11 protein-coding genes are annotated in these 13,902 nt (G+C 71.8%); 8 read left to right on the forward strand and 3 right to left on the reverse strand.

Translation table 11 applies throughout. The features are described 5' to 3' along the window. Positions 1-31: 31 nt before the first annotated feature. The 3 genes from IEZ20_RS16765 to IEZ20_RS39715 all read right to left on the reverse strand — a co-directional run bounded on the left by IEZ20_RS16765 (position 32) and on the right by IEZ20_RS39715 (position 3,348). Positions 32-1,234, reverse strand: coding sequence for a cytochrome P450 (locus IEZ20_RS16765; protein ID WP_189299190.1), 1,203 nt, complete (start codon positions 1,232-1,234; stop codon positions 32-34). Positions 1,235-1,270: 36 nt separating this feature from the next. After that, positions 1,271-2,464 carry an acyltransferase family protein gene (locus tag IEZ20_RS16770; RefSeq protein WP_189299192.1) on the reverse strand — a complete coding sequence of 398 codons (1,194 nt, stop codon included), beginning with the start codon at positions 2,462-2,464 and terminating at the stop codon, positions 1,271-1,273. 173 nt (positions 2,465-2,637) lie between these two features. Continuing rightward, a complete protein-coding gene (locus tag IEZ20_RS39715) occupies positions 2,638-3,348 on the reverse strand; it encodes a helix-turn-helix transcriptional regulator (protein ID WP_229896101.1) in 711 nt (236 codons plus the stop codon). Positions 3,349-3,633: 285 nt separating this feature from the next. On the opposite strand from IEZ20_RS39715, the gene IEZ20_RS16780 reads away from it, so the two are divergent. The 8 genes from IEZ20_RS16780 to IEZ20_RS16815 form a co-directional block, all read left to right on the forward strand. Continuing rightward, positions 3,634-5,274, forward strand: a complete 1,641-nt coding sequence (locus IEZ20_RS16780; protein WP_229896102.1) for an HAL/PAL/TAL family ammonia-lyase — start codon at positions 3,634-3,636, stop codon at positions 5,272-5,274. Next, the gene (locus IEZ20_RS16785; protein ID WP_189299194.1) at positions 5,258-6,691 is read left to right on the forward strand and encodes a phenylacetate--CoA ligase family protein; all 1,434 of its coding nucleotides are present in this window, start codon (positions 5,258-5,260) and stop codon (positions 6,689-6,691) included. The genes IEZ20_RS16780 and IEZ20_RS16785 overlap by 17 nt, the downstream gene beginning before the upstream one ends. A 13-nt stretch (positions 6,692-6,704) precedes the next feature. Continuing rightward, entirely contained in the window at positions 6,705-8,540 is a 1,836-nt protein-coding gene (asnB, locus tag IEZ20_RS16790) for an asparagine synthase (glutamine-hydrolyzing) (RefSeq protein WP_189299196.1), read from the forward strand. Continuing rightward, positions 8,537-9,760 carry a methionine adenosyltransferase gene (gene metK, locus IEZ20_RS16795; protein WP_189299198.1) on the forward strand — a complete coding sequence of 408 codons (1,224 nt, stop codon included), beginning with the start codon at positions 8,537-8,539 and terminating at the stop codon, positions 9,758-9,760. The genes asnB and metK overlap by 4 nt, the downstream gene beginning before the upstream one ends. 1 nt (position 9,761) lies before the next feature. Continuing rightward, positions 9,762-10,757 (forward strand): carbohydrate kinase family protein, encoded by a 996-nt coding sequence (locus IEZ20_RS16800; RefSeq protein WP_189299201.1) that lies wholly within the window; start codon positions 9,762-9,764, stop codon positions 10,755-10,757. Positions 10,758-10,759: 2 nt separating this feature from the next. Then, the gene (gene metF, locus IEZ20_RS16805; RefSeq protein WP_229896107.1) at positions 10,760-11,698 is read left to right on the forward strand and encodes a methylenetetrahydrofolate reductase [NAD(P)H]; all 939 of its coding nucleotides are present in this window, start codon (positions 10,760-10,762) and stop codon (positions 11,696-11,698) included. Next, positions 11,685-12,779, forward strand: a complete 1,095-nt coding sequence (locus tag IEZ20_RS16810) for a carbohydrate kinase family protein (RefSeq protein WP_229896103.1) — start codon at positions 11,685-11,687, stop codon at positions 12,777-12,779. The genes metF and IEZ20_RS16810 overlap by 14 nt, the downstream gene beginning before the upstream one ends. Before the next feature lie 30 nt (positions 12,780-12,809). After that, on the forward strand, positions 12,810-13,902 hold a 1,093-nt coding region (locus IEZ20_RS16815), incomplete at its 3' end, for a 3-deoxy-7-phosphoheptulonate synthase class II (RefSeq protein WP_189299205.1).

The raw sequence follows: 13,902 nt of genomic DNA on the forward strand, positions 1-13,902 counted from the left end.
CCCCGGTCCGTCCGGTGCCCCTGGCCAGGTCTCACCACTCCACGGGAAGGGCCCTGGGACGCAGCGTCAGCAGCCCGCCGACCCATTCCACCTGCTCGGCGGGGACGGCGAGGTGCAGCGAGGGCAGCCGCCGGGCCAGGGTGCCGAACGCGGCCTGGAGTTCCACGCGCGCGACACCCGCACCCGGGCAGTAGTGGTGGCCGTGCCCGAAGGCCAGGTGGGCGATGTCGGTGCGGGTGAGGTCGAGACGCTCGGGGTCGGACACCCGCCGGACGTCGCGCCCGGCCGCGTGCATCACGGGGATGACCCCCTCGCCCTTGGCGACCCGGGTGCCGGCCAGTTCGACGTCCTCCGTGGCGATCCGCATGAAGCCGATCTCGGACGGGGGCGCGTAGCGCAGGAGTTCCTCCGTCGCCTGCGGCAGCAGATCGGGGTTGTCGGCGAGCAGCCGCCACTGGTCCTGGTGGCGCAGCAGCTGGAACAGGCCGCGCGAGATGGCGCTCACCGTGGTGTCGTGGCCCGCCACCAGCAGGTTGATGCCGAGCCAGACCAGCTCCCGCTCGTTCAGCCGGTCGTCGTCGTCACGGGCCGTGATCAGCGTGCTGAGCAGGTCCTCGCCCGGCTCCTCGCGGTGCCTGGCGACCAGCCCGGCGACGTACGCGGCGGACTCCTCGCGCGCGGCCAGCCGCTCCTCCGGCGTGTGCGCCGTGATGCTCACCAGCCGGTCGGTCCACCGCTGGAGCTTCTCCCGGTCCTCCACGGGAGCGCCGACCATCTCGCAGATGACCCAGACGGGCAGTACGGCGGCGAAGTCGTGGTGCAGGTCGGCCGGGCGCGGCCCCTCGGCCAGCCGGTCGATCAGCTCGTTGGCGATCTGCTCGATCCTGGGCCGCCACAGCTCCGCCTTGCGCGGGGTGAAGGCGGGGGAGATGAGCCTGCGCAGCCGGGAGTGGTCCGGTCCCTCCTGGTTGAGGAGGTTGTAGGGGTTGTCCGAGAAGTCCTCACCGCTGACGGTGCGGACGGCCCCGGGCTCCCGCAGCGCCGCCCGGGACAGCCTGCGGTCGGACATCGCGGCCGACACCTCGTCGTAGCCGGTGACCATCCAGGCGGTGTCGCCGCTGGGCAGCCGCACCTTGGTCACGGGGCACTTGGCGCGCAGCTCGGAGTATTCCTCCGGGGGCTCGCCGAGGGGGCCGAGCGGGAGCGGGTACTGCGGAAGTGTGTCGTCGGACATGCCGTGGGTTCCCTTCGGGCGGTCGGTGGGTGGGCGTCAGACCGTGGGGGTGGACGAGGTGGCTTCCGGGGTCGCGGGCGGGCCGCCGAGCGGGGGTGCGCCGACGGCCGGGACCGGCGCGGGCGCGGTCCGCTTCCGGCCGAGCAGGCGCATCGCGGGGCGCTCGACGGCCACGTGCAGGGCCCAGGACAGCAGCAGGGAGAGGGCGAAGGCGATCGCCATCAGGCCGAGCGCCGTGGGGGTCGCCCAGGTCCTGCCCGTGCCGAGCAGCCGGTGCCCGTGCTGGAGGAGCAGCCGGTGGACGAGGTAGAAGGCGAAGGACCATTCGCCGAGCCGGACGGCGACGGGGTGGGCGAGCGGTGAACCGGCGCCCCGCACGTCCCGCTGGGCGACGGCCGCGATGAGCAGGCCGATGGGTACGACGGTCACGCTGGTGAGGCCGTACAGGAACGGCAGTTGCAGCGAGAGCGCGTAGCCGGCGAGGACCAGCACGGCCGCGGGCAGCACCCGCACGGGGACGGCCCGGCCGGCCAGCACCATCCGGGCCAGCAGGATGCCGAAGCCGAACTCCAGCAGGCGGCCGACCGGAAGGACGTAGACGAACCAGAACTGCCACACGGAGCCGGAACCGAAGGGCAGGGCCGGGGAGTCGGGCAGGAGTTCCGACACCAGCGGCAGCAGCGGGACGAGCAGCGCCGTGACCGCCGCCCACCGCCACAGCCGCCCGGGCTCGATGCGCCGCACGAGCCGCAGCAGCACCGGGAACAGCAGGTAGAAGAAGACCTCGCAGGACAGCGACCAGCTGACGTCGTTGAGGCTGGAGAACACCGAGCGGTCGGGGAACCAGGTGTGCACCAGCAGCAGGTTGGGGACGGCCTGGCGCCAGGTGGCCGCGGTGCCGGCCGTGGCCAGCAGGATCAGCGCGGCGGCCCAGGTGACGGCGTGGAGCGGGTAGATCTTGGCGGCCCGCCGGCGCCAGAAGGCCCGTGCCGTGTCCTGGGGGCGGGCGGACCAGGTGAGGACGAAGCCGCTGAGCACGAAGAAGAAACTCACGCCCAGCCAGCCTGCGTTGGCCACGGCGTCCGCGTATCGCCGGCCGAAGCCGGCGTCCGTGAAGGGGGCTTCGAGCGAGGCGTGGAAGGCGAAGACGAACAGAACGGCGACGAAGCGCAGGCCCGTCAGGGACGGGAGCCGGGACAGGCTCGTCGACCCGCGCGGATCCGTGGTCATGTAGCACTCCGGATCTAGAAGACCAGTATTCTCAAGTTCGCCAAACATCGAAGTTTAGGCGAAGCGGGGCCGCCCCTTCCGTCGGAGGATGGGGCAGGGGCTGCGCGTACGCAACGGTGGGGCGCCGCCGGGAGGCCGTCTGTCCACGTCCCGGCGACGGTGCTGCGGAAGGGTCAGGCGGCCGACTCGAGTGCCTGGTGCGCGTGGGCGACGGCCTGGAGGCGATTCTTCACCCCGAGTTTCCGAAGAATATTGGAAACATGGAATTTGACGGTTTTCTGGCTGAGGCAGCAGGCCTCGGCGATCTCCGCATTGGACCGACCCGCGGTCATATGGGAGAAAACCTCCCTCTCCCGTGCGGTGAGCCGCTCCAGCGGTGAGGCGGTGCCGGGAGTGAAGAAGGGAAGGTGCGGCAGTATCCCGTCGATGATGCGTTCCGCGATGCCGTGGGGCAGGAAAACCTGGTCCCGCGCGGTCGAATGAACGGCGCCCACCAGATCGTCCAGCGGGGCGTCATGGCAGACGAACGCCCGCACACCCAGCTGGAGATAGGCGACGATGCGCTCGATGCGGGGGTCGCGCATGACCAGCACCACGCCGGCCGGCTGCCGCCGCGGGGGCTGCGAGCCCACACCGCCGACGACTTCCTCGCTGGCCAGGAGGACTTCCTTCGGCGATAACGCGGCGACGTCCTCCACCAGCAGGACATCGGCCTGCGGCCGGGGACCGTAGGGCTCCCAGCCGGCGGGCGGCTGCGCGACGAGGTGGATGCCCGGCATCGACCGGAGGGCTGCGGCGATCCCGGCGGACAGGATCGACTGGCTTCTCGGGGTGGCGACGTGAATGGCGGTCACGCTGCGGTTACTCGTATCGCGCTCGATCACAGTACCCCCTGTTGATGACCTCATGGGCCGGCTCCCGGCGGACGACGGCCGGAATGGCGCGGGCAGTTTCACCCAGCAGGCGACGGTGCGCCGATGCTATCCCGATAACCATCTTGCTTTCAATCATTTTCAGCCAGACATACTGCCGTAACGAAAGACTCCGACCGTCTCTGTTCTCCCTGGTCTTCAGTCGGGGTTCAGACTGGCCGGTCGGCCGAAGCACCGGGCGCGGTCGATCACACAGGCTGGGTGTATGCCGAATCGATTTACGCCGGAGAATGTCCTGTGACAGCCTCGACCCACGCCGCAAGGGTCTTGCTCGACGGCCGGTCCCTCACGCTGCACGACGTCGTCCGCATGGCCCGGCCCCCGCTGGAGGGGGTGGCCGCCACCGCCGCCCTGAGCCCCGAAGCCCAGCTCGCGACGGAACGGAGCGTGCGCCTGCGGGACCGTCTGATCGAGGGCCGCAAGCCCATCTACGGTGTCACCACGGGCTTCGGAGACAGTGTCACCAACCAGATCAGCCCCGAGCGCGCTGCGCACCTGCAACGGAATCTGATTCGCTACCACCTCAACGGCACCGGGCCGGACACCGCCGCCGACGTGGTACGCGCCACCCTCCTCATCCGGGCCAACGCGCTCGCCCGCGGAAACTCCGGAATCCGGCCGGTGGTCATCGACAGACTCCTCGACCACCTGCACGCCGACGTCCTGCCCCGCGTACCCGAACGCGGATCGCTGGGCGCGAGCGGCGACCTGGTACCGCTGTGCTACGTCGCCTCCGTGCTGCTCGGGGAAGGCGACGTGCACTACGGCAAACGGCTGCTGCCGGCCGCCGAGGCCCACCGGGAAGCGGGCATCGAGCCCCTCACCCTGGAGGCCAAGGAGGGCCTGGCCCTGATCAACGGCACGTCGTTCACCACGGCGTTCGCCGTGCTCGCGGCCCACGACGCCACCTCGATCGCGCACAGCGCCGAGATCGTCACCGCGTTCGTCAGCGAGGCACTGCTGGGCAACGCCTCGCACTTCGCCGCCTTCCTGCACGAGGCCAAACCGCACCCCGGGCAGGTCGCCGTGGCCGCGCAGGTCAGCCGGCTGATCGCCGGCTCCGGGCTCTCCACGACGTACGAGGAGATCCTCGAGGGCACGGACCCGCTGTTCGACGACTACCGCCGGCTCGAACAGCGCATCCAGGACCACTACTCGGTGCGCTGCGCCCCGCACGTCATCGGCGTGCTGCACGACACCCTCGGCTGGGTCCGCCAGTGGCTGACGACCGAGATCAACGCCTCGACCGACAACCCCCTCTTCTCCGTCGACGAGGAACGCGCGCACCACGGCGGCAACTTCTACGCCGGCCACGTCGCCCAGGCCATGGACAGCCTCAAGACCGCCACCGCCAGCGTCGCCGACCTGCTGGACCGGCAGCTCGCGCTCATCGTGGACCCGAAGTTCAGCCGGGGCCTGCCCGCCAACCTCGTACCGCCCTCGCTCAGCGGCGAGGCCGGACTGCACCACGGTTTCAAGGGCATGCAGATCGCCGCGTCCGCGGTGACCGCCGAGGCGCTCAAGACCGCCGCCCCGGCCAGCGTCTTCTCCCGCTCCACCGAAGCCCACAACCAGGACAAGGTGAGCATGGGCACCATCGCGGCGCGCGACGCGCGCACCGTGAACGAGCTGACGAGCCAGGTGGCCGCGATCACCCTGCTCGCCGCCGCCCAGGCCATCGACCTGCGGGGCCCCGAGCAGGCCGCCCCCTGGGTCCGCCGGGTCCACGCCCTCGTCCGCTCCCACGTCCCCTTCACCGACGGCGACCGGCGCATGGAAGGGGACATCGCCACCGTCCGCGAGCTGATTCTCGACGGCAGCCTGGCCCGCGCGGCCGGCTACTCATCCGACAAGGACACCGATGCTGCTGCTGCGTGACACCCCCACGGAAGAGGCACTCCTCGGCACGGCCCGTGAACACACCGGCCTCGTCCGCGACAGCCACGCGGGCGCGGTCGAACCGGCCGCGCTGGGCCGGAAGTTCACGGCCACCCTGCAGGCCGCACTGGAGTCCGGCCTGTACGAGCGCGACACCCTCGCCGGGCTCGCGGACAAGGCCCTGGCGGCCGCCCCGGAGTCCGTCATCGCGGACCTCGTGCCCCAGCTGCCGTTCCTGCCCAAGCAGAGCCTGAGCGTCGGCGGGCACAAGGCGTTCACCCGCGGGCTGTCGGAGTTCCTGCACTACTACGAGTCGTCGGGCACGACCGGCAACCCGGTCGCCGCGCCGAAGGCCCTCGACGACCTGGTCGTGAACACGATCAACATCGGCGAGCAGTGGGCCAGGATCCTGGAGCGCTCCGACCGCGCCCTCATCCTGATCAACGCCCCCTTCGCACCGGCGGCCTACCAGTTCGAGAAGGTCCTGGAGTACCTCCAGGTGATGTCCCTGCGGCCGTGGGTGGACAACATCACCGGCGACTACACCCGGGTGCTCCGGCTCACCCGGGAACTCGGGGTCAACGTCTTCGTCGGGCCCCCGTCGCGGCTGCTGGAGATGGTCCAGTTCGCCTACCGCAACGACGAGCCGGTGCCGGCCTTCGACAAGCTGCTGCTGATGGCCGAGCAGACCGGGCCCGGGTTCGTGCGCCACCTGGAGCGGCTCACCGGGGCCACCGCCTACGTCGCCGCCTACGGCTCCTCGGAGACCGGCACCACCGCCGTCACCTGCGAGCGGGGCAACCTGCACCTGCAGACCCAGAGTTACGTCCTGGAACTGACCGACGACTCCGGAACCCGGTTCGTGGACGGCAGCCCCGACCGCGGCGAACTCGTCGTCACCACCCTCGACATGCCGGGCCGGCCCCTGCTGCGCTACCGCACCGGCGACCTCGTGGAGATCCCCGGAACGCCGTGCCCGTGCGGGGTCGCCACCCCGCTGCTGCGCACCCTGGGACGCTCGCAGGACCTGATCGTCCTGGAGGGCAACGGCATCCGGCAGAACGACTTCGAGGCCGCGCTCTGGCCGGAGCGGCACAGCGGTCCCACGGTCCTGAACTACATGCTGGTCATCCAGGGCAAGGCCGTCGTCTGCCTCGCGACCACCGACGTACCCGTCGACGAGACCTGGGCGCGCGCGACCGCGGACCGGGTCCAGGGCCTGTTCCCCGGCTACGAACTGGCCCTGCGCCCGGTGGAGAAGCTGCCGCCGCTCGCCTCGCTCGGCCAGTACCTCGGCTGGAAACTGTCGCGGGTCCTCGACCTCAACGACGCCCGCAACTGGGACCGGCTGCCCGACCCGATCCGGGGCGTGGTCGAGACGACCCTCGCCGACCTCGCGTCCACGCCCGAGAAGTGAGGAGTCCACGCACATGTGCGGCATAGCAGGCTGGCTCGACTGGCAACGCGACATGACCGGTCACGCGGCCGTCGTCTCCCGCATGGCGGAGACGCTCGCCCTGCGCGGCCCGGACGGCGCCGGAGTGTGGAGCGCACCGCGCATCGCGCTCGGACACCGCAGGCTCGCCGTCATCGACGTGGACCACGGGCATCAGCCGATGGCCGTCCGCGCCTCGGACGACGACCGCGAGCTGGCGGTGGTCTCCTTCAGCGGCGAGATCCACAACTTCCGTGAGCTGCGCGCCGAACTCAGCGCGAAGGGGCACCGCTTCCGCACCGGCACGGACACCGAGGTGCTGCTGGCCGCCCACCGCGAGTGGGGCGAGACGGCCGTCACCCGGTTCGCCGGAATGTTCGCGTACGCGCTCTGGGACATCGCCCAGGAGACCCTGTGGCTGGCCCGTGACCCGCTGGGCGTCAAACCCCTCTACTACGCCGAGCAGCCCTCCGGGGTGATCTTCGGGTCGGAGCCGAAGGCGCTGTTCGCCAGCGGCCAGGTCGCCGCCGAGGTCGACGCCGAAGGACTGGTGGACGTCTTCACGGTGGCGGCCAAACGCCCCGGGGACGCCGTGTTCCGCACCATGCGGGAGGTGAAGCCCGGCCACATCGTCCGCTGCGACCGCCGCGGCGCCCACGAGCAGCGGTACTGGCAGGTGCGGAGCGCACCGCACGAGGACGACATCCCCACCACGGTCGCCCGGGTCCGCGAGCTGCTCGGCCGGGCGGTCACGGAGCAGGTCCACGCCGATGTGCCGCTCGGCGCCCTGCTCTCCGGCGGGATCGACTCCAGCGCCATCACGGCGCTCGGCGCGGGCGCCCTCTCGGCGGCCGGCCTGGACCCGCTCGCCACGTACTCGGTCGACTTCGCCGGCAGCGAGGAGGAGTTCTCCGCGGACGCGCTGCACGACTCCCGCGACGCCCCGTTCGTCCAGGCGGTCGTCGGCCACCTGGGCACCAAGCACACCGAGGTCCTGGTGGAACCGGCCGCGCTGCTGGAGGAGTCCCGGACCACCCTGCGGGCCCGGGACGTCCCCGGGGTCGGCGACCTGGACGTGTCGCTCTACCTGCTCTTCCGCGAGGTGCGCAGCCACCTCACCGTCGCCCTGTCCGGCGAGGGAGCGGACGACGCGTTCGGCGGCTACCCCTGGTTCCTCTCCGAGACGAAGCAGCCGACCGACAACTTCCCCTGGTCGGCGGGCGTCCAGGACCGCAACGCCGTCCTGTCGGCCCAGCTGCGGCCCCACCTCGACCTGCACGCCCGCCTCGACGCCCGCTACCGGGAGGCACTGAGCGAGGTGCCCCGGCTGGAGGGCGAGACCGGCACCGACCGGCGGATGCGGGAGGTCTACTACCTGCAGCTCACCCGGTTCCTGCCGTTCCTCCTCGACCGCAAGGACCGGATGAGCATGGCCAACGGCCTGGAGGTCCGGGTGCCGTTCTGCGACCACCGGCTGGTCGACTACGTGTGGAACGTGCCCTGGCAGGTCAAGCGGCTCGGCGACCAGGAGAAGGGCCTGCTGCGCAGCGCGGTCGAGGACCTGCTGCCCGCCGAGGTGGTGCACCGGCCCAAGAGCGGTTTCCCCGTCGGCAAGGGCTCCGCGTACCTGGACTCCGTCCGTGCCGCGGTCTCCGACATGATCAGCGACTCCGGGTCACCGGCCATGGAGCTGCTGGACGCCACGACCCTGCGCGCCATGGTCGACAACAAGGACTGGTTCAACGGCAGCTTCACGCCGCCGCCCATCCTGCCCCGCGCGCTGCAACTCGACAGCTGGCTTCGTGACTACCAGGTCAGGGTGGTGCTGTGACACGCCGTCTTTTCACCTCGGAATCCGTCACCGAGGGACATCCCGACAAGATCGCCGACCAGATCAGTGACACGATCCTCGACGCGCTCCTGCGCGAGGACCCGGCCTCCCGGGTCGCCGTGGAGACGCTGATCACCACCGGCCAGGTGCACGTGGCCGGCGAGGTGACGACCAAGGCCTACGCGGACATCGCGACCCTGGTCCGCAACAAGATCCTGGAGATCGGCTACGACTCCTCGAAGAAGGGCTTCGACGGCGCCTCCTGCGGTGTGTCGGTGTCCATCGGCGCGCAGTCCCCGGACATCGCGCAGGGCGTGGACGCGGCCTACGAGGCCCGGGTGGAGGGTGCCGCCGCCGGCGGGGAAGCGGACGAGCTGGACAAGCAGGGCGCGGGCGACCAGGGCCTGATGTTCGGCTACGCCTCCGACGAGACGCCGACCCTGATGCCGCTGCCGATCTTCCTGGCGCACCGGCTGTCCCGGCGCCTTGCCGAGGTCCGCAAGAACGGCACCGTCCCCTATCTGCGCCCGGACGGCAAGACGCAGGTCACCATCGAGTACGACGGCGACAAGGCGGTCCGTCTGGACACGGTGGTCGTCTCCTCGCAGCACGCCTCCGACATCGACCTCGACTCGATGCTGGTACCGGACATCCGCGCGTTCGTGGTGGAGCCGGAGCTGAAGGCGCTGCTGGAGGAGGGCATCAAGCTGGAGACCGAGGGCTACCGGCTGCTGGTGAACCCGACCGGCCGTTTCGAGATCGGCGGCCCGATGGGCGACGCCGGCCTGACCGGCCGCAAGATCATCATCGACACCTACGGCGGCATGGCCCGCCACGGCGGCGGCGCCTTCTCCGGCAAGGACCCGTCCAAGGTGGACCGCTCGGCCGCGTACGCGATGCGCTGGGTGGCGAAGAACGTGGTCGCGGCGGGCCTGGCCTCCCGCTGCGAGGTCCAGGTCGCCTACGCGATCGGCAAGGCCGAGCCGGTCGGCCTGTTCGTGGAGACCTTCGGCACCCACAAGGTCGACCCGGAGAGGATCGAGAAGGCCATCGAGGAGGTCTTCGACCTCCGTCCGGCCGCGATCATCCGCGACCTGAGCCTGCTCCGCCCGATCTACTCCCAGACGGCGGCCTACGGTCACTTCGGGCGGACGCACCCCGACTTCACCTGGGAACGCACCGACCGCGTGACGGCCCTGCGCAAGGCAGCGGGGGTGTGAGGTGCGCATAGCGGTCACCGGCTCCATCGCCACCGATCACCTGATGCACTTCCCCGGCCGGTTCACCGAACAGCTCGTGGCGGAGCAGCTCGACCACGTGTCGCTCTCCTTCCTGGTGGACGAGCTGCACATCCGCCGCGGCGGCGTCGCCTCGAACATCGCCTTCGGGCTCGGGCAACTCGGCCTGCGGCCCGTGCTCGTCGGCGCCGTGGGACAGGACTTCGAGGAGTACGACGCGTGGCTCACCCGGCACGGCGTCGACACCGGCGTGGTCCACCGGTCCCGGACCCGGCACACCGCACGGTTCCAGTGCACCACCGACGAGGACGGCAACCAGATCGCCTCGTTCTACGCCGGCGCGATGAGCGAGGCGGCGACGATCGACATCGGCGCCGTCGCCGACCGCGTCGGTGGCCTGGACCTGGTGCTGATCGGGGCGAACGACCCCGAGGCGATGCTGCGGCACACCGAGGACTGCCGCCGGGCCGGGCTGCCCTTCGCCGCCGACCCGTCCCAGCAGCTCGCACGGCTGCCCGGCGAGGCGATCAGGGACCTGGTGACCGGTGCGGACCACCTCTTCACCAACGGGTACGAAAGCGGCCTGCTGCTCCGCAAGACCGGCTGGCAGCCGGACGACGTCCTCGAACGGGTCGGCACCTGGGTCACGACGCTGGGCGGCAAGGGCTGCCGGATCCAGCGCCGGGGCGAGCCCACCACCGAGATCGCGGCGGTGCCGGTGACCGACCAGCGGGACCCCACCGGCGTGGGCGACGGCTTCCGCGCCGGCTTCCTCGCGGCGCTCGGCTGGGGGCTCGGCCCGGCCAGGGCCGCCCAGCTGGGCTCCGCCGTCGCCGCGAGCGTGCTGGAGGCGGTCGGTGCCCAGGAGTACCGGCTGGACCGGCGGGAACTGGCCGCGCGGTGCGGCGCCGCCTACGGGCCCGAGGCGCAGCGGGAGCTGGCCGGGTTCCTCGGCGCCGGGGGCGGTGGGGACTCGTGACCGTGCCGGGCGCGCCGCCGGAGGGCGTGCGCCGCGGGCTGGCCGAGGGCCGCCCCCTGTACTCCTTCGAGGTCTTCCCGCCGAAGACCCCCCGGGGGGAACGGGACCTGTGGCGCACCCTGCGCGACATCGAGGTGCTGCGGCCGGCGTTCGTCTCGGTCACCTACGGGGCGGGCGGCTCCTCCCGGGACCGTACGACGTCCCTCGCCGAGCGCATCGCCCAGGACACCACCCTCCCGGTGGTCGCCCATCTCACCGCCGTCGGGCACTCCGTGGCCGAACTGCGGCGCATCATCGGGACCTACGCGCAGGCCGGGGTGCGCGACCTGCTGGTCCTGCGCGGTGACCCCCCGGCCGACCCGCAGGGGCCCTGGACACCGCACCCCGAGGGAGTGCGGTACGCCGCCGAACTGGTGCGCCTGGTCCGGCAGGCGGGCGACTTCGGGATCGGTGTCGCCGCGTTCCCCGAGCGGCACCCCCGCTCACCGGACTGGGAGCAGGACATCAGGCACTTCGTGGCGAAGGCGCGGGCCGGCGCCGACTTCGCGATCACCCAGATGTTCTTCCGGGCCGAGGACTACTTCCGGCTCCGGGACCGGCTCGACGCGGCGGGCTGCACCCTCCCGGTGATCCCCGAGATCATGCCCGCCACCCGGTTCCGGCAGATCGCCCGCTTCGCCGAACTGAGCGGCGCGACCGTGCCCGCCGGGCTGGCCCGCCGGCTGGAGAACGCGCGGGACGACGCCGAGGGCCACCGGATCGGGGTCGACCACGCCACCGCGATGGCCCGGGACCTGCTGGACCAGGGCGCCCCCGGCCTGCACTTCATCACCCTCAACCGCTCGACGGCGGCCCTCGACATCTACCGCGGTCTGGGGCTGCCCGAACCCCGCCGTGCCCTCGCGGGGGCCGCAGGAGGAGCCGACCGTGGTACCAGCTGAAGCCACCGTCCCGACGGCCGGCGCCGACTGCGACGTGTACGTCGTGGGCACCGTGTTCCAGGACATCGTCTTCACCGGGCTCGACGCAGCCCCGGCCAAGGGGGCCGAGTCCTGGGCCCGCGGCATGGGGTGCAGCCCCGGCGGGGTGGCCAACACGGCGACGGCACTCGCCCGGCTGGGCCTGCGCACGATGCTCTGCGCGGCGTTCGGCGACGACGAGTACGGCGACCACTGCTGGGCCGACCTCGCCGCCGAGGGCGTCGACCTGTCACTGGCCCGAAGACCGGCGGGCTGGCACTCACCGGTGACCGTCTCGTTCGCCTACGAGGGCGACCGCACCATGGTCACCCACGGCCACGAGGTACCGGCCGAGGAGCAACTGCCGCCCCCGGTACCGCCGCGCAGCCGCGCCTGCGTCACCGGACTCGCTCCGGACCAGGAGGCCGGCTGGGTGCGGCGGGCGGCCGCGCGGGGCAGCCTGGTGTTCGCCGACGCCGGCTGGGACGCCACCGGCCGCTGGGCCCTGTCCGACCTGGACGGGCTCGACCACTGCCATGCGTTCGTGCCGAACGCGGCCGAGGCCCTCCGCTACACCCGCACCGACGACGCCCGCGCCGCGGCCCGCGCGCTCGCCGAGGTGGTGCCGGTGGCCGTGGTGACCGCGGGGGAGCAGGGGGCCGTCGCCTGCGACGGGCGGACCGGCGACGAGGCGGCCGTGCCCGCGGTGTCCGTCGACGCCCTGGACCCCACGGGCGCGGGCGACGTGTTCCTGGCCGGGTTCGTGTTCGCCACCCTGGCCGACTGGCCGCTCGCGGACCGCCTCGCCTTCGCCAACCTCTGCGCCGCGCTGTCCGTCGCCGAGTTCGGCGGAGCGCACTCGGCGCCGGGCTGGCACGAGATCACCCGCTGGTGGTCGGGTCTGCGCGGTGCGAAGCCCCGCTGCCGCCACGGCGCCGAACTGCTGGACCGCTACGACTTCCTGACGGCATCGACCAAGACGGCGCCGCGGACCCCGCCGCGCCGTGCGGTTCCCACGATCGGATTCCGGGGAGCCGCTCCGTCACCCGCAGGCCGACGGTGACCCTCACTTCCCGTCCCAGGAGACCCTGCCATGCATGCCCATCCGCACGACCCGGTGCCGGACCGACTCAGCTGGCGAGACCTGCCCGCGGCGCAGCAGCCCGAGTACCCCGACCCCGAGGCTCTGCGCGCGGTGATCGCGGACCTTGAGACCTTCCCGCCGCTCGTCTTCGCGGGCGAGTGCGACCAGCTGCGCGCCCGGATGGCGGCCGTCGCCAGGGGAGAGGCGTTCCTCCTCCAGGGCGGCGACTGCGCCGAGGCCTTCGACGCGGTGTCCGCCGACCACATCCGCAACAAGCTCAAGACGCTGCTTCAGATGAGTGCCGTGCTGACCTACGCGGCCTCCGTGCCGGTGGTGAAGGTCGGCCGGATCGCGGGCCAGTACTCCAAGCCCCGCTCCAAGCCGACCGAGACCCGCGACGGCGTGACGCTCCCGGTGTACCGGGGCGACTCCGTCAACGGCTTCGACTTCACGCCCGAGGCCCGGGTCCCGGATCCCGAGCGGCTCAAGCGCATGTACCACGCCTCGGCGTCCACGCTGAACCTGGTGCGTTCCTTCACCACCGGCGGTTACGCCGACCTGCGCCAGGTGCACGCCTGGAACCAGGACTTCGTGCGCACCTCGCCGTCGGGCGAGCGCTACGAGCAGCTGGCGCGGGAGATCGACAACGCGCTGAACTTCATGCGGGCCTGCGGCACCGACCCGGAGGAGTTCAGGACCGTCGAGTTCTACTCCTCGCACGAGGCGCTGCTGCTGGACTACGAGTCCGCCCTGACCCGGGTCGACTCGCGCACCGGCAAGCTGTACGACGTCTCCGCGCACATGGTGTGGATCGGTGAGCGCACCCGGCAGATGGACCACGCGCACATCGAGTTCGCCTCGAGGATCCGCAATCCGATCGGCATCAAGCTCGGCCCGACCGCCACGGCCGAGGAGGCGCTGCGGTACATCGACCGCCTCGACCCCGAGCGGGAGCCGGGCCGGCTGACCTTCATCGTCCGCATGGGCGCCGGCAGGATCCGCGACAGGCTCCCGGAGCTGGTGGAGAAGGTCACGGCGTCGGGTGCGACGGTGGCCTGGGTGACCGACCCGATGCACGGCAACACCTTCGAGGCGGCCTCCG

It is taken from the genome of Streptomyces cinerochromogenes, assembly GCF_014648635.1.
Lineage (GTDB): Bacteria > Actinomycetota > Actinomycetes > Streptomycetales > Streptomycetaceae > Streptomyces > Streptomyces cinerochromogenes.